The sequence below is a fragment of the Gracilimonas mengyeensis genome (assembly GCF_900182705.1).
Classification (GTDB): Bacteria; Bacteroidota; Rhodothermia; order Balneolales; family Balneolaceae; genus Gracilimonas; species Gracilimonas mengyeensis.
Window position 1 is genome coordinate 1 of record NZ_FXTP01000011.1, and the last position, 17,173, is coordinate 17,173.

The window sequence follows — 17,173 nt, forward strand, 5'->3', positions numbered from 1 at the left end:
TTTAGATTTAATCATCGCGATCATAACTTATATCACATATTGCTTAAACGACTCAGAGAGGATCCTCTTTGACTCGTTTGCTTCATAAGACCCTACGAAGTTCTTATCGGGGTGATGGAACGCTGAGACCGTTCCAACCTCAACTCTTCACTACACACTTAAACCATCTGATTTTTACCACTCCAGTGCTTAATCGAGGTCCATTTTGGATGAAGACGGGCCCAAGTAGGTAGGTTTCAAGCCTCCAAAATCCATGATGATTCTGTCAATATTGACCGAAGGATCCGTACCCCACACTTTAAACCGGTAGGTACCGGGTTCAAGCTCCAGACGGCCGGTTCCAGTCATGCGGTCTTCTAACACATGCTCACTCCAATTTTCATTCATTTCGAAGTTGATCCATTGAGGAGCGCCGTCATCCACACTAATGGCCGATCGCAAAGGCTGTGACTTTTGTAAGGGGAAGGCCGGAACCGCTTCAAGGAGTACCTCCGCGGAGCCTCCCTGGGTAACCACTATTTCATATTCCAGTGCCGGGGATTGCTCCTTCACTTGCGATAAGTCTTCCACATACCATCCTTTCATCGGTTCCATAAGCATGGCCGAACCGCTGCGCCCCAATCCTTTCACTGGTTTCCAGGCTGCTGTCTCGCCTTCCTTATTTTGATGATACTGGTTTGCCGGTATCGAAATCACACCATTGGATTCTGCGAAGGCATAGTCCGAAATATTCAGGTCCGGATTGTAAACCGAGAGCTCTACCCGATAAAGAAAATCTCCGCTACTAATTTCAACATAGCCTTCAATATCTTCGCCAGTAGGAGCTTCATCATAATTCACGCTTACCCAGATGCGGTGTGAATTCCCGTTGAGTATGCCACCCTTCTCACTCAGTTCAATCCATGAATCACTGGCTTCCGCTGACCATTTTTCGGTCTCTTCTCCGCGACTAAAAATGTCTATAAAATGTTGGTTTTGGGTGAACCGGTTAAAGGTTGGCAACTGGTTTTCGTGGGTATATGCTGGAGTAATCTGACGGGATTCCTGCACAAATTCAATTCCATAGAGTTTAGCTCCACTTTCACGGGGATGGATGATCACGGTGTTATCCCCCTCTCTCAGTACAAATTCCTCAGCCCTGAGTTTTTGGATGCTACCGACTCCACCTTCAACAAGCGTGGGAGCCCGGTCGTTGACGGTTACCCACCATGAATCGCTGTCCTCATTCCCATGATTAACTGACAGATATAGCTGGTGAATGCCGCCGGCTTCTTCCAAGTTAAATTCAAATACGGCTTTTGTGGGACTATCCACCTCATAAGGGATCGTATCATAATTTCCAGGACCAGGAATTAAGCGATTCTCACCGATATCCGGCCAGCTCACAAAGCTTCCTTCAGCATCGGTCCCCGACTTCAGTTCTCCAAAAGTTTTGGCCTCTGAAATATCCAGCTTGATGCTTGATTCATCAGTATGCGCATCGGGAAGATTACCTGTCAGTGGTTGTAACGGATTGCGTTGCCCCTCAATCGCAATGCCCACACCGGATACATTATCGGTTTTAATGCGAGTGGTAATCGGTTCAAGAAATACCGATGAGCCTTTTTCATATCCCGGACTTTCATCCACGATATGCTCCCATTTGCCCCCTGCAATCTCTTGGTTGTAACGATGAGTTAAATTCTGAAGCTCTTTGTAGGCGGCAAAAGCTGAATCGCTATATTGATTAGCTGAAGCCCTCCCCTGTTTGGCGTATTCCCTGCTTTTGTAGGCATACAGTATTTTCTCATTCAGTGCTGCTGCCCCGGCAACCGGAAAGTAAACCAGTTCAAAATAGGAATCGGCAGTAGCCTCTGGAATCTCTTTCGCAATCTTGGTGGCCCTGGCTCGCAGGTTTTGATAGTCTTGCAGCCTTCTTTCCACCTCATCATTGTAGTGCCACAAGCTGAACTTCGGGTCTTTGATGGGAGGCCAACCTGCCCACTGTGGGTTATTGAAGCCCATATGTTCCGGTTTCCGTTCATTAGAAAGCCGACGATATTCCCACATTATTTCCGATATCTGTTCGGCATGGTCCGCTGAGATATCACGGGAAGCAACTTTCTCATAATAATCAGCTATGTTATCAGGATCCCATGAATTGATGTTCCAGGCCAAACCCAGAAAGAATTCCATTTCCCACTCCCGGCGTTTCAGGTCGCCCACATTGCCTACCCATAGCTCATCCATGTTCTGAAGCCAAGCTCGTTTCATCTCACGCCAAACCTTGGCCGGAGAAATAGAAGAAAACAACAAATACGGATGCGGAGAACCCAGGTATGAAAGATGATAGTACACTCCGGCTCCTCCTTCCCTTAGCTGCTCAGCTTCATTCGAGAACCGTCTGATATGCCCAAAATTATCATCCGGCCAGGTGATGGTAACATCCTCCGGAACGTCCATGCCGCTTTCGTAGATTTCCAGCACTTCTTTGTAGGGAGTAAAAGACTGAGGAATTTCAGCTACATCTTCATTGATATGATTTTTAAGCATTTCCCGCTGATCAGAAATAACTTTTTCCAATGCACTTACTTTCTCCTCCATGGAATCGGCACCTTCCATGCCACTGTCATGTACACCACGCATCCCAACGGTGTAGATGGCATCCAAACCCCGGCTTCCCTTCACGCGCTGCTCCCAGTAATCATACACGGTAGACCTGTTGGTTTGATAGTTGAAGTCCCCCATGGTTTCATGATCCCATTCGCCCACGTTATTACGAAGCATGGCCTCGGCGTGTGAACTGCCCACCGCAATCTCCCATTTCTTTGCCATCTCAGGATTCCCTGGAACCTGGAAAAAAGGCACGGTATTCGGGTGCATCGCCGGCCACAGCATATTGGCTTTTAAGCGGAGCAGCAGCTCAAATATTTTTGCATAGGTTTTAGATCCTATGTTTCCAACCGAAGTTTCGAAAGTCTTGGATGCCCAGGGCTCCAGGCCCCATCCTTCATCATTTAGAAAAATGCCCCTATACTTTACGGAAGGAGAGTGTGAATGTACATTTTTAGTCTCAACCGACAATTGGTTCTGCTTCTGTACTGGCACATCTGCCCACCAGTACCAGGGCGACACTCCTATTTCCTCCGAAAGATCAAATACCCCGTAAGCCATCCCTCGCGGATCACTCCCCACAATAAACATAGCCTGATCGATATTTCCAGCTGGCTTGCTTTCAAATACTCGTTCATAGGTTTCCCATTTCCCCGATAACCGAGCCGTATCGAAATGACCTTTAATCAAGTCAGATGTGATATCACCAAGCACAATTACATTTCCCTTCACCCCTTCCAAAGTGGTGTAAATTTCTGGACGATGACCGCTTACAGCCTCAATATCCTTTGCTAATAAACAAGCTGTGATGGAGTCCAATGCTGTATTTTGAATATCATAAACGATAGATGCAGCTTCATCTTCATCCGCAATGATAAACTGGGCTAAGGCCGGTTGGATATACCATGTCAAAGCAAATAATAATAGAGCGATAATTTTCTTGTGATGCATCAGGTTGAATTTTATTCCTTTAAGCTGGAGTGTAACAAATACAATGAATGGATGAAATGAATTATTCGGATTAGCCCGATAGAAACTTTAGTCGTTATAAAACATGTCACCTAAAGCTCTAACTCGTTAGTTTATTCGATTCGGTTTGAAAACACTCATATTGAATTAATGGGTCTAATGTACTACTATCTCTTAAGATTCAATATACGGGGTTATACATGCGTACAATTATATTTTTACTGCTGATTTCTTTTGCAATGCTCTTGCTTGCTTCCTGCTCTTCTGAAAAATCGCCGGAGACCGAAGCCGAACCACCTCCTTCTGCATTGCAGAATTATCCAACTTTTAACATGCCTCCGCCGGAGCCTTCTTCAAAAACTATTATCGACAATAGTATTTTTTTGGCTGATGATTCTACTACTACCTTAGATGATGTAGCCAGACGGCTTATGGCAGCATTGGATGAAGCCCGCTTTGGTGACCGGAGTTTTTACCTGCCCCGGTATGGTTCCGAAATTACGGATGGTTTTGTACTAGCTTCTCAGTGGGAACAGACCGATAAAAATGGGAACCCTATGCCTGAACCCGATCGCTGGGCTGTAAAAGTCACTCCATCTCGTGACTGGTCGCTAAGTAGTATCCTCGAATCCTTACTTGGTCCTAACACCGGATATTTCCGTGTAATGGTCTTTTTTGTGACTCCCAATTACATCGGACAAACAGACTCTTTGGTAAACCAAGAAACTGCCTCTGACTGGACTACCGAAGGTGCCGGTTTTTTGCCTGAAGAAGTAGGAAATGAATTATTTGCATCAACTAATAAGGCCTATTTCTGTACGGTTTATATCTATGAATTTGTTCAGAAAACACCAGATGAAAAACCGATACAGCGTATGCAAGCAGATGGCGGGCTACCTGCTCGTGTTCATATGGAAAAGTCTATGCTTTGGTCCTCCTTGATGGAAAACACCCAGGGAGGTAACTGACATGCTTATATCTAAACGAAAAGCCATACACCGATTAGCGGCAGCATGGACCATAGGTTTTGCCCTGCTCTTTGGGCTGCTACTTTTACAAACATTGATGGGCGCTTATGGAGACCGTTCCGAGGAAGCCTGGAACTGGCTGCTGCCTACTATTATGCCCACGATGCTACTCATTTACGGGGTGCTTTTCTCCGATCTTTCGGGAGGTGTATTTGAGACCGAATCCGTGAAAAAATTTCTTTACCGGCTTACCCTTTGGCTATCTGTATTTTATTTGCTGATTGTGAGCCTGCATATTATCATCCCCTCCCTATTTAGCTTTCCGAGGCTTGGTACCATGAGTCAGTCTCATATTTATATGGGCCCCTTACAGGGATTGGTGGGGATTGCTATCGGGTATTTTTTCGGGAACAAACAAAAAGAAGAGACAGGCTAAAGCTTGAAAATCGAGGATTTGGTCTTATTTATTAAATACATACAATGAAGTTAAATTTATATCCTAATCAAGTTACATCCATACTGCTATTTTTTGCTTTATTTATATTTGCAGGCTGTGTGCCCTCTAAACCCTCCTTTCCTCCGGCAGGTACATTGTGGGAAAATGAATATGGCTATACCGATGTCTATTCCGTACCAGAAGAATTTCCTGAACCAGAGTTGGGCTTCAGAATAGCAAGGCAATACATTTTAAGTCGCTTAAGCAAAACACCTTGCAAAGGGTACCGCAGACTGGTACTACAAGCAATCATTGACGAGGAGGGTACCGTGATGGCAGTCCATGTTCATAAGCCCGTTGAGGAAGCCTGTGAAGAAACCGGGGTTGATGCCGTGAAGAAACTCAAGTTCACCCCTGCTACCTTAGACGGTGAACCCGTAAAGTCGGTATTTGCCTTTTCTTTTAAATTCGAATAAATCTACAGATCAGTGGATTTCACAGATTACACTGATAATACAGACTAACTTCGGAATAGTCAGTGTAATCCATAAATCTGCTCCTTCCGTGGTTCAACTCTACTACCATTGCAGATTTACCTAATTTCAGTACCGCCCTTTTCTGTGCTTACAACGACTATTAAAACCAACTTTATTGGTATTTGCTGGAAGAATTCGAACAGTCTGCCCTCAAACAAAACATTTAGTTATAGTTATCATTTCAGGTTGATGATATCGATAACATGCAGTATACTTTTTATTTATGATGAATATATACCCACTATCTGATGCACACACACAAGTTCGCTCTACAAGGGTTTTTCTTTACTTTTTTGATTTTACTTATCGCAGGATGCACCCAGTCTGTGCCCCACCAAAATGATCAACCCCAAATAAAAGTCCTGGCAGAGCATGGTGCCTGGACTTGGTTTAATGATGAGCGTGCCATCGTAATCGATTCGCTGTTGTATGTTGGCTATGTAGATACAGCCGGTTATTCCAGCGCCACGGTATATAACCTGGAGTCGGGCAGCACCATTAATTCTATTCAGTTAGGCTCTTTCAAGGAAATAGATGATCATAACAACCCCGCCTTTATGGAATTGAACAACGGTTCTGTACTAGCCACTTATGCAGCCCATCATACCCAGCCTTATTGGTACTGGCGTTTTGCCAGCTTTAATGACTCGCGTGAACCAACCTGGTCGGATGAGCAAAAAACGAAAGAGCTATCTGCCAGCATTACCTACACCAATTTATTTCAACTTCCTGCTGAAGACGGGCTTTTGTATAACTTTTTCCGTGGCTACAATTTTGATCCAAACTTTATGACTTCCGATGATGAAGGTCATAGCTGGAGTGAGGAGCAACATTTCATTTCATCCGGTGGCGGTTGGACTCGTCCCTACATGAAGTATGCTTCCAATGGGCAAAACCGAATTGATATGCTTTTTACGCAGGCTCATCCCAGGGATGCTAAAACAAATATATATCACGCCTACTATCAGGATGGTAAACTCTACAAAAGTGATGGTGAAGAAATACAAGACCTTCCCGGAGAAAACACTCCACCTATGAATGTAGATGAAGGCACACTTATTTATAATGCCCAGGACAAAGGTCGTGCCTGGGTTTGGGATCTCGAATATGGAACCGATGGTCAGCCTGTAGCTGTGTTTGTGACTGCAAGAGATAGTACTATCGGAAATGACTTACGCTATCACTATGCCAGATGGAATGAAGCTGATAAAACTTGGAATGAGCAGGAAATAGCTTATGCCGGCACCCATCTTTACGATGGCGAAAATCATTACGCCGGTGGCATTGTACTTGATCCAGCCGATCCTAATATCGTTTATACTTCATCCGATCTACACCCTGAAACCGGTGATACTACAGATCACTATCAGCTTTACCGCGGCGTAACGGAAGATGAAGGCGATAACTGGTCCTGGACTACAATCACCCCTGATGCCACTGAAGATAACATCCGGCCTTTTGTGCCCCGCGGCAAGCAGCAACACGTTGTATTATGGCTGCGCGGACGATATACCACCTACACAAATTATGACATGAAAATCATGGGGCTTGTTGATTAATAACGTCAGTTCGATATAAAACTCGTTATTGCGAGTCCCGATGCTTCGGGAAGCGACCGAAGGGGAGCAAATACCTCGCAATCTCCCGGATAATGCCTCTGAGCTTTGTACGGGAGATCGCTTCGTTCCCGATTTATCGGGACGATGACAAGGCTATTTTTACATCATTCTTCTCTCGAACTCACGTTAAATAATCTTTTAGTCCAGCTTTATTCACCCCATTCAATTTAACACTGCTATCTACCCCCGTATAAGACCGGGGGTATTTTTTTAAACCTATCCCATCCTGATTAAAAAAGCCTCCCTTACAATAGTTGGTAAATTTCATCACTCCTCTCCCAATGCAAAGTGAACAACTCTTTTACAATTATTTGCGCAAAAAAGGGACAAATAGCGCAAAATAAGAGCCAAAAAAGCCCTTTTATTCCTTTGTTTATTCTGAATTTTTTATAGATTAGAGCAGCTACAATATCATCAAAATAATCTTATAACCACTTATGAAGAGCCTAACCATCTTTCTTGCCCTCGGGATTCAAATTTTACTTTTCGCCCAATCTTTTGCGCAACAATTGCCCTTTGTTTATGACAAGGAAAACACTTGTGAGGATTGTCCTACTCCTGCATTGCCGGAATTCAGGGATTTATCCCGTATAGATCATTTTCCCAATCCCTTTGAATGGTCGGATGGCCGGGGTGTGATTCAAAATAAATCTGACTGGAAATATCGCCGGCATGAAATTGGACAAGAATTACAGGCCTATGAGATTGGCCAAAAACCCAGCCGCCCCGATAGCATTGAAGCCAGCTATGCCGATGGCGTTCTCACCGTACAGGTAACCGTAAATGGTGAAACACTCACATTGACTTCAAATATTATATTACCTTCGGGTAGCCTCCCCGGAGATATTTTTACCAGCCGTGATATAGCACAGATTCCTTTTAACTTCGGTCAGGTAATGGCTCATACACAAAGTCGCGGTTCCGAGCCCATTAATGAGCTTTATCCCGAGCTCACCAATATGGGAGCCTATGCAGCATGGCCCTGGGGCGTTAGCCGATTGATTGACGGACTGGAACTGGTTAAGGAAGATCTCAATATTGATCTGGATTACATGGGGGTAACCGGTTGTTCTTTTGCCGGAAAGATGGCTCTTTTTTCCGGTGCATTGGATGAACGCATTGCACTAACTATTTCTATAGAATCAGGCGGTGGCGGTTATACTTCATGGCGTTACTCAGAGACCATGGAAGGTGTTGAACAATTAGGGGCAACTAATTCAGCTTGGTTCAAGTCTGATTTTATTAGAAACTTTGGAAATGATGTAAACAAACTGCCATTCGACCATCACGAGCTTATGGCTATGGTAGCCCCGCGCGCCCTTTTTGTTACTGGTAATGACGGCTGGACTTGGTTAGCAGATGAGTCGGGCACGGCAGCAAGTATGGCTACCCAAAAAGTGTATGATGCGCTTGGAGTCCCCGATCGTTTTGGTTATTACAACATGGGCGGGCATTCCCACTGTCAGCTTACCCCGGAAAAGCGAACAAGAGTGGAAGCTTTTGTAGATCGTTTTTTGATGGGTGATGAGTCTGTTGATACCGACGTTGCAGAAACCCCATATGACGTAGACATTGATCCCTGGACCCCATGGGAAACTCCCGCTCTGGGTGATGGTACTTCCTTCCTGGAAACCGCTCCATTACAGTATCCTGATAACAAGGGAGAAAAAATGGATTCCAGCCTCACCTTTAGGTGGAATCAGGTAGCAGATGCAGAAACCTATTATTTTCAGCTTTCGGCCAACTCTGGCTTTACTGACCTTATTGCCAGCGATTCAACTGCCGACAGCCTGTATGCCGTAAGCGGACTGCAAAAAGGAAAGGAATATTACTGGCGAGTACAAGTTCGCAATAATGAAAATATTCTCGGTCCATGGAGTGAGCCCTGGAGTTTTGTGACCGATGTTCCCATCCCTGGCAAAGCTCAGTTGATCTCCGAAATTCCCTCTCCTTCCCGCAGTGATTACATCAATTTTAACTGGAAAAGAGTGCTCTATGCTAACCGCTATGAAATTCACGTGGCTGAAGATGCCAATTTTGAAACAGGCTTAAAAACCTCATCCACTTCCGACACTGTCCGTACCATTTTTGGTACATCAGAAGGCACTAAATACTTTTGGCGTGTGCGTGCAAGTAATATCAGCGGTGAAGGTCCCTGGAGTGAGGTACAGTCTTTTGTATTCATTCTGCCCCCTGACGACCTCCAGATTGCCCACACCAACCCTACCGAAATCAGCCTTCGATGGAGCGATAATTCTGATGTGGAAGAAGGATACATCATCGAGAGAAAAATTGGCGAAGATGGTTCTTTTACAGTGATTGATTCCCTGGAAGCGAATAGCAGAAGCTATGAAGACAGGAGCGTTTCCGGCGATCTACTTTCGTATTCGTATCGTATAAAAGCATACGTTGGTATGGAAAGCTCTCATTACACCACCGCACAAGCCCTCACCGCTGTGAGCAACGAAGAAGAAATGAATGTTCCTTCCGGCTTTAGCATCAGCCAGAATTATCCCAATCCTTTTAATCCTACCACCCAAATACGCTTTGGGCTGGCAACCGCCTCACACGTAAAACTGGAGGTTTTTAATATCGCGGGACAGAAAGTGGATGAACTGGTGAACGAAGCTCGCAGCGCCGGTTTCCATACCGTTACCTTTGACGCACAAAACCTGGCTTCCGGTATTTACATCTACCGATTAGATGCCGGTGATAACATCCTCACCAACAAAATGATTTTGATGAAATAGAAAGTAATTAAAGCCCTCTCTTACTTTCCAAGAATAACAAACCCCGGTTTGCCGCCGGGGTTTGTTTTTGAGGTCTCGGTTCGAATGATGGTGGTTCCTTGGGTACTAAGCCAAGCCATTCATTCTTCCGTTTCTTTAAGAATCAATATTCGCTGGTCATAATAAACAGCGGTTGCATTTCGAAGCTTTTGTAGAAAGGCCGCAAACGGTCTGTGTTATAATGTCTTCCCACATTTACCACTTTCTTTTTACTGGTAACGATATCCACCGGAACGTTGTCGTAGCGACCATTTTTAAGCACTACCAGCCGACCATGAATGTTTTGCAAAATCAGATCCAGTGCCAGGTTTCCATAGGCCATTGGGACAATGGAATCTATCGCATCAGGATCACCACCCCGCACCAGGTATCCCAGTTTTTGGTTGATAATATTCACCTTCTTCCCGTTGTTGAATTTAGGCGAAAGCCGTTTTAGTTCTTCCGATATCAGGTCTCCGATTCCGCCCAGCTTCTTGTGCCCGTAAGCATCTGTAGTGGCATCCTGGAAGATCATCTCGCCGCCATCAAACATGGCCCCTTCCGAAACTAACAACATGGAATAATTGCTGGGGTTTTTCTTACGATCATAGCTCATTAGTTCTGCCAAATTCTCCATCTCAAATTGGTATTCGGGAATCACGCAGCGGTTTGCAGCACCGGCCATAGTTGGCAACATGGCTGTAAAGCCTGCATAGCGTCCAAAAACCTCCATCACCAAAAACCGTTCGTGTGAACCAGCTGAAGTCCGCAGGTTGTTTGCATGCTGTATGGTCCGGGTAACACAGGTACTAAAACCAATACAGTAATCAGTACCGGGTACGTCGTTATCCATTGTTTTAGGGATAGCAATCACTTTTACCCCATGACTGTATAGGTGCACCCCATAGCTCAGGGTATCATCTCCGCCAATAGGTATCAGATAATCGATTCCCACCCATTCCAGATTCTTAAGTACTTCCGGGGTTAGGTCGTTTACCTCTTCTTGGTAATCTTCTTTTAAGAATTCAGGTACTTCCTCTTTTCTCACATGGCTGGGGCGTGTTCGTGAGGTGTGCAAAAAAGTCCCGCCGGTACGCCCTGCCTTGTTTACAATATCCTCGGTTAATTCCAGGAAATTACGGCTGTTATCGTGTTTCTTATCCCGGACTATATCAATTAAACCTGCCCAGCCACGGCGGAAGCCAATCACTTTATATCCTTCCCGAAGCGCACGAATGGTTACTCCACGAATTGCCGGATTCAGTCCCGGCACATCTCCTCCTCCCGTTAAAATTCCTATAGTCCCTTTATACGATTTTTTTCTTGCCATAATTGCTCCGTTAAACCTTGTTTTCATCCACCATACCATTGTAATGTGAAGCAATGATGAAAATGCACGTACCAACCTCTCTCTACTTCATAATATCTTCAAAAATGGATGGTATTAATCAGTATACCTTATCTACCACAAACAGGGGGATTTATGAAAAAGCGAATAGCCATCATCGGTTCTAGCTTTGCGGGATATACAGCAGCAGTGCGCTTAGCGAAACAACTTTCCGGTAATCACGAAATCATCGTCATTGACCGAAAACCGGATTTCGTTTTTTTGCCTTCCTTCGTATGGTATCCTTTCGGATATCGCAATACAGATGACATTTCTTTTGATGCCCGGCCTATTTACGACGAATTAAATATCCGTTTTATCAAAACCAATGTGTATGGCTTTGACCTCGAAGACCAGCTTATCTATACCCCCAAAAAAGATATCTCTTATGATTATCTGCTTATTGCCACCGGGGCACGCCCACGTTATGAAAGTATAAAGGGACTGAAACCCGGCAAGAACTCCTGGTCTATAAGCGACCTCTCTCATGCCAAAGAAACCCGTAAGGCATGGAAGAAATTTTTAATGAATCCGGGTTCTATGGTGATTGGAGCCGCCCAATGGGCCGGTTACTTTTTTGCCGCATACGAGTTCTTACTTAACACTCTGTATCATCTCGATAAAAACCATTTATTGGATGACCTTACGGTTCACTTTATCACCCCGGAACCTTATCTGAGCCATTTTGGAATTGGCGGTCTGGGTCACGATCCGGACAACTGCCGGCATCTTTTTGAAATGCTTGGCGTTAACTGCCACATAAATACTGAAATCCATCAGGTCAAACCTTCTGAAGTGGTGCTCGAAAATGGAGAACACCTACCTTCTGATTTCACCATGATTATCCCGCAGTTTATAGGGGTTGATGCGGTCCGTACTACCAGAAAACTGGCAGATGAGCATGGATTGATAAAAGTAACCGATGAATTCTATCACCCCAAATATCCTAATGTTTATGCTGCAGGGGCATCGGTTTCTATCCCACAAGCTCACGAAACTCCTATAGGATTGGGTGTACCCCGTACTCAAAAGATGTCGGAATTAATGGCACGAACCGCTGCTTTAAACATTGCTGCTGATATACAGGGAGGCGTACGACATAAACTTACCACTGAAGAACTGTATCAACAATGCCAGTTTGATATGGATCACCTGAGCCGTATGATTTTCGGAGAAGAGCGGCCTGGTAAGGACACCTTACATCTCATTGAAAAAGGCTCTCAGGAAAAATGGGCCAATATGACCCTTAAACGGTATATAGAAGCTTCATTTACCGAAGAATATTTGAGCACCATCCCTTGATAATACCAACACATTTTTACCATCATGCATAATGAAACCGTCTTTGTCCTATGAAAATATCGCAAGTGATATTAAAAAGACTATTGCGCTTATCCTTGCAGGCGGCAGAGGCGTCCGGCTTAAAGAACTAACAGACTGGAGAGTAAAACCTGCTGTTCCATTTGGCGGAAAGTACCGCATTATCGATTTCGTTCTGTCCAATTGCGTGAACTCCGAGATACGCAAAATTGGAATTCTTACCCAATATAAGTCACAATCCCTGATCCGGCATGTGATGCGAGGCTGGGAACTGTTCCATGCTGAACTCGGGGAATTTATTGAATGCGTACCCGCTCAACAAAGGCAAGGCGATGATTGGTATAGCGGAACAGCCAATGCCATCTACCAGAATATGGACCTGATTTATTACCATCGTCCAAGCTACGTGCTTATCCTTGCCGGTGATCATATTTATAAAATGGACTATCGCAGTTTGTTAGCCTTTCACACTCAGAATGAAGCTGAACTTACCATAGCATCTACTTATGTTCCTATAAATGAAGCCTCACGTTTTGGAGTGATGGAAACCAATCAAAAGTACCGGGTTACAGCTTTCAATGAAAAACCAGAAGCCCCTTCCACAAGCCCCCATCACCCTGACTATGCCCTGGCTTCAATGGGCATTTACGTATTTAATACTGATTTTCTCAAAGAAGTTCTCTACAAGGATGCCAAGGACATTCAATCCGATCACGATTTTGGCAGAAACATCATCCCCTCACTCATTAATGATCATCGGGTATATGCCTTTCCCTTTTTCGATTTTCAGCAAAACCAAAGTCTTTATTGGAAAGATGTAGGTACTGTTGACGCCTATTGGAAAGCTAGCATGGACCTAATTGGGGTATCTCCAGAATTAAACCTGTACGATGCAGACTGGCCTATCCGAACCGCAGCAAATAATTACCCACCGGCAAAATTTGTTTTTAATGATCCCGACCGGCAGGGAAAAGCCGTAGACTCTATTGTAGCAGAAGGCTGCATCATATCAGGTGCCTCGGTCACACACTCAGTGCTATCCAACAATGTACGTGTTGAAGAACACTCGACAGTTGATAACTCCATCCTGCTGCCAAACGTAGTTATTGGCCCCAACTGCCGCATCAAAAATGCCATTATTGATAAAGAGTGTCGCGTTCCACAAGGAACCGTCATAGGCGAAGACCCGGAAGCCGATGCACGTGATTACGACCTCAGCCCGGAAGGGGTAACCCTGGTGGAACCGGAAATGCTTGGGCAGCAGATTCATCAGATCGAATGATAAGGGCTATTAAACCAGCTAATTCCAATTATTTACTTGTTAATACGCTGAGCTTCCGTATTTTTGGCGCATGATCAAAGGACGCGTCATACAATCTACCGGCAGCTGGTATCACGTAGATACCGGTGAAGAAAAAATCATAGAATCTCGCCTTCCGGGCCGTTTCCGGCTTAAGGAGCAACAGGTAACCAATCCTATAGCTGTGGGTGACTGGGTTGATCTATCTATGAACGAAGATGGTACCGGCTCCATTGAACACATTCATGAGCGCAAAAACTATATTACGCGGCAAGCCACCCATGGCAAACGCGGCGAACAAATCCTGGTATCCAACCTGGATGCAGCCTGCGTGGTTCAATCCATAAAAAAGCCAAAACTCAAAGAAGGCTTTATCGACCGTTTCCTGGTAACCTGTGAAGCTTATGAAGTACCCCCTTTGATCATCATCAACAAGATGGACCTGGCCAAAAGCGGCGGCATTGCCTTTGCCGAGGAGCTTACCGACTTGTACCAGGATCTTGGATACTCTATCATCACCACCAGCATACACGATGAAGCTTCGGTTGAAGAACTCAAGGAATTTCTTACAGATAAAACCTCGGCATTTATCGGGCCATCTGGTGTAGGTAAAACCAGTTTAATCAATACCATTGATCCTGCATGGGATTTTAAGGTAGCAGCCGTATCAGACTACTCCAACAAAGGCAAGCATACCACCACCTTTGCCCGGCTCATTCCACTTGAAATAGGCGGTTACATTGCCGACACCCCGGGGATCCGGGAATTTGGCCTGGTTGATATTGAGCCATGGGAATTGTCCCTTTACTTCCCTGAAATGCTTGAACCAAGGCAGCACTGCAAATTTCATAACTGCACCCACCATCATGAGCCAAAATGCGGGGTAGCCGAAGCCTTCGAAAATGGGGAAATTGCTGCCAGCCGCTATCACTCGTATCTGAATATGCTCGAATCCCTGTAAATTATTTTTGCTCTTGCCACTACAGGGCTGTACTTCTCCTAAATATTACACATATTCACTTGTCATATAACAAATATCAAGGAGAACCCATGTTTACTGCTATAAAAAAACACATAACCCTGTGGTGTACTTTAACCGCTGTTCTGATCACCACGTCTACTTCTCTTCATGCTCAGGTCAATAACATTGGAGCATTCCTGCGTGCTGGAGCTGAAGATGCTACCATCCTTACAAAAGCCTATCTCAAGCCTTTTCCTACCGGCTTCGGTACTGGTTTGAATGCGGGATGGAATGAATCTGCTACTGCTAAAAATACCCTTGGATTCAGCTTACAAATTCGTCCTTCGGTTGCTCTTGTTCCAGGCTCTGCACAGAAATTTGATATCTCTGAGCTTGATTTGAACAAGATAGTTGTAGCCGATGGCGAAGATCCTGTAACCCCAACCATTGCAGGTAATGACAAGCAAGGTCCTTTACTGGAGATTTATGAAAACAGAAACAACCAAAACCGAAAATTGGGAGAATTCAACATGCCGGCCGGAAGTGGGGTTTCTGCTATTCCTGCTCCCATCGTACAAGCCAGTATCGGTTTACTTAAAGGTACTTCTTTGGCCGTACGGTTTTTCCCTCAAACCGAAATTGGTGATTACGGAAGTTTTGGGGTACTCGGTGGTGCGGTAAAGCATAACCTGAATCAATGGCTACCTGGTGGTGACTTTTGGCCGGTTGATGTATCCGTTATGGCAGGATTTAATCGTATAGATATTGATGGAGACCTGACTCTGGATCCAGAAGGCATAAGAAATCCAAACGATCCCTCACTTGTAGAAAATCCAAACCCTGATTTTGATGATCAACAGCTAACCACTACTACCAATGCATTTGTATTTAATGCTTTGGTTGGTAAATCACTGCCCTTCATTTCCGTTTATGGCGGCGTTGGTTATCAAAAAGCTTCCTTCGATCTTGAGATATCCGGAGATTATCCGGTAAACACCGATGTAGCCGGACAGACATTCTACAATGTGCTTACCGATCCCGTCTCTTTTGGCATTGATAGTGAGAGCAATGTACATATGCTGGGAGGCTTTAGCCTTAATCTGGGCCTTTTTGCCTTTTATGGAGAAGTAACTTTAGCTGATTATTTTACCGCTAATGCAGGAGTAGGTATTAGTTTCAGATAGGCTTAGATCCCAAAAAGCGCTCAATTGCATGAACTAAACCACCCTGCACTGAAAGTGCAGGGGTTTGGTTGGGGACTGAAAGTCCCGGTCGCTCCACCATCTCGGTCATCCAGAGGGTACCCCCGATGGACCTTGCATTTTGCGGAGCATCTTCAACCAATTTCCTGAACTATATTTCCAGTGGCTCATGCGCTATTGCCACTGGTTGGTTGGCAATCATTTCTTGGCTAAGGTTCTTCAGCGGTAGCTTCTGAATGACCCCATGATCTTAGCCATTAGATTTTTTAGGAATACTAAAGTGCTGCACTAAAAGTGCAGGGTTTTTAACCCGGGGCTGGGACCAATAAAAAAGCCCCGTTTTTCAAAATCGGGGCTTTTTGTTTTAGAGATATGAAATAGAAAATTAAACAACCACTTCTTCCCCGGCCAGTACAGGATTTTCTACAGGAAGATCCGATTCAATCAAACCATCACGCAGGCGAACAATGCGCCGGGCGTGATCGGCAATTTCCTGTTCGTGCGTCACCACAATAATGGTATTTCCCTGCCGGTAGAGTTCTTCAAACAACATCATAATTTCTTCCCCGGTTTTGGTATCCAGGTTACCGGTAGGCTCATCGGCAAGAATAATGGATGGATGGTTCACCAAGGCACGGGCAATAGCCACACGCTGGCGCTGTCCACCTGAAAGTTCATTTGGTTTGTGATCCACACGGTCACCCAATCCAACACGGGTCAATACTTCGCGGGCCCGTTCTTTTCGTTCGGATGATTTCATCCCCGAATAGATCAGCGGAAGCTCGGCATTTGCCAAACATGAGGTACGTGGCAGCAAATTAAAGGTCTGAAATACAAAACCAATTTCGCGGTTTCGTACTTCGGCCAGTTCCGCATCATCCATATGGCTTACGTTATTTCCGTTTAGAAAATAGTCGCCAGTGGAAGGCGTATCCAGGCATCCAATCATATTCATTAGCGTAGATTTTCCAGAGCCGGAAGGCCCCATGATGGCGATATATTCATTTTCTTTCACGTCGAAGCTGACCCCGGCCAGGGCATGCACTTCGGTCTGCCCCATTTGATACACTTTTGTAAGGTCTGTAATCTGGATAACTGCTTTTTTAGTACTCATC

At 44.9% G+C, this 17,173-nt stretch carries 12 protein-coding genes; 9 read left to right on the top strand and 3 right to left on the bottom strand.

Going from position 1 to position 17,173, the window contains the following annotated elements:
- Positions 1-189: 189 nt before the first annotated feature.
- Positions 190-3,504, bottom strand: a complete 3,315-nt coding sequence (locus tag FN815_RS12600) for a glycosyl hydrolase 115 family protein (protein WP_185957287.1) — start codon at positions 3,502-3,504, stop codon at positions 190-192.
- Between the two features lie 257 nt (positions 3,505-3,761).
- On the opposite strand from FN815_RS12600, the gene FN815_RS12605 reads away from it, so the two are divergent.
- The 5 genes from FN815_RS12605 (at position 3,762) to FN815_RS18925 (ending at position 9,870) form a co-directional block, all read left to right on the top strand.
- The gene (locus FN815_RS12605) at positions 3,762-4,529 is read left to right on the top strand and encodes a hypothetical protein (RefSeq protein WP_142455003.1); all 768 of its coding nucleotides are present in this window, start codon (positions 3,762-3,764) and stop codon (positions 4,527-4,529) included.
- Position 4,530: 1 nt separating this feature from the next.
- On the top strand, positions 4,531-4,965 hold the full coding sequence (locus tag FN815_RS12610) for a hypothetical protein (protein ID WP_142455004.1): 435 nt from the start codon (positions 4,531-4,533) through the stop codon (positions 4,963-4,965).
- A 44-nt stretch (positions 4,966-5,009) separates the two neighbouring features.
- Positions 5,010-5,441: an energy transducer TonB gene (locus tag FN815_RS12615; protein WP_142455005.1), complete on the top strand. Its 432-nt coding sequence runs from the start codon at positions 5,010-5,012 to the stop codon at positions 5,439-5,441.
- Between the two features lie 386 nt (positions 5,442-5,827).
- Positions 5,828-7,060, top strand: a complete 1,233-nt coding sequence (locus FN815_RS12620) for a BNR-4 repeat-containing protein (protein ID WP_221930319.1) — start codon at positions 5,828-5,830, stop codon at positions 7,058-7,060.
- A gap of 497 nt (positions 7,061-7,557) precedes the next feature.
- Positions 7,558-9,870: a glucuronyl esterase domain-containing protein gene (locus FN815_RS18925; RefSeq protein ID WP_185957289.1), complete on the top strand. Its 2,313-nt coding sequence runs from the start codon at positions 7,558-7,560 to the stop codon at positions 9,868-9,870.
- Between the two features lie 142 nt (positions 9,871-10,012).
- Here FN815_RS18925 and FN815_RS12630 read toward each other — a convergent pair whose 3' ends face one another.
- The gene (locus FN815_RS12630; protein WP_142455007.1) at positions 10,013-11,218 is read right to left on the bottom strand and encodes a 6-phosphofructokinase; all 1,206 of its coding nucleotides are present in this window, start codon (positions 11,216-11,218) and stop codon (positions 10,013-10,015) included.
- Positions 11,219-11,371: 153 nt separating this feature from the next.
- On the opposite strand from FN815_RS12630, the gene FN815_RS12635 reads away from it, so the two are divergent.
- From FN815_RS12635 to FN815_RS12650, 4 genes are all read left to right on the top strand, one after another.
- A complete protein-coding gene (locus FN815_RS12635; RefSeq protein ID WP_185957290.1) occupies positions 11,372-12,577 on the top strand; it encodes an NAD(P)/FAD-dependent oxidoreductase in 1,206 nt (401 codons plus the stop codon).
- A 31-nt stretch (positions 12,578-12,608) separates the two neighbouring features.
- On the top strand, positions 12,609-13,877 hold the full coding sequence (glgC, locus tag FN815_RS12640) for a glucose-1-phosphate adenylyltransferase (RefSeq protein WP_142455009.1): 1,269 nt from the start codon (positions 12,609-12,611) through the stop codon (positions 13,875-13,877).
- Between the two features lie 70 nt (positions 13,878-13,947).
- A complete protein-coding gene (gene rsgA / locus FN815_RS12645) occupies positions 13,948-14,856 on the top strand; it encodes a ribosome small subunit-dependent GTPase A (protein WP_142455010.1) in 909 nt (302 codons plus the stop codon).
- An 89-nt stretch (positions 14,857-14,945) separates the two neighbouring features.
- A complete protein-coding gene (locus tag FN815_RS12650) occupies positions 14,946-16,040 on the top strand; it encodes a DUF6588 family protein (RefSeq protein ID WP_142455011.1) in 1,095 nt (364 codons plus the stop codon).
- Positions 16,041-16,443: 403 nt separating this feature from the next.
- Here the strand turns inward: FN815_RS12650 and FN815_RS12655 are convergent, their stop codons facing one another.
- Entirely contained in the window at positions 16,444-17,172 is a 729-nt protein-coding gene (locus FN815_RS12655; RefSeq protein ID WP_142455012.1) for an ABC transporter ATP-binding protein, read from the bottom strand.
- Between the last annotated feature and the right edge of the window lies 1 nt (position 17,173).

Bases quoted from the DNA above. Each gene is read 5' to 3' on its own strand.
- FN815_RS12605 (WP_142455003.1), top strand. From the start codon at position 3,762: ATGCGTACAATTATATTTTTACTGCTGATTTCTTTTGCAATGCTCTTG.
- FN815_RS12610 (WP_142455004.1), top strand. From the start codon at position 4,531: ATGCTTATATCTAAACGAAAAGCCATACACCGATTAGCGGCAGCATGG.
- FN815_RS12615 (WP_142455005.1), top strand. From the start codon at position 5,010: ATGAAGTTAAATTTATATCCTAATCAAGTTACATCCATACTGCTATTT.
- FN815_RS18925 (WP_185957289.1), top strand. From the start codon at position 7,558: ATGAAGAGCCTAACCATCTTTCTTGCCCTCGGGATTCAAATTTTACTT.
- FN815_RS12630 (WP_142455007.1), bottom strand. From the start codon at position 11,218: ATGGCAAGAAAAAAATCGTATAAAGGGACTATAGGAATTTTAACGGGA.
- FN815_RS12635 (WP_185957290.1), top strand. From the start codon at position 11,372: ATGAAAAAGCGAATAGCCATCATCGGTTCTAGCTTTGCGGGATATACA.
- glgC (WP_142455009.1), top strand. From the start codon at position 12,609: ATGAAACCGTCTTTGTCCTATGAAAATATCGCAAGTGATATTAAAAAG.
- rsgA (WP_142455010.1), top strand. From the start codon at position 13,948: ATGATCAAAGGACGCGTCATACAATCTACCGGCAGCTGGTATCACGTA.
- FN815_RS12650 (WP_142455011.1), top strand. From the start codon at position 14,946: ATGTTTACTGCTATAAAAAAACACATAACCCTGTGGTGTACTTTAACC.
- FN815_RS12655 (WP_142455012.1), bottom strand. From the start codon at position 17,172: ATGAGTACTAAAAAAGCAGTTATCCAGATTACAGACCTTACAAAAGTG.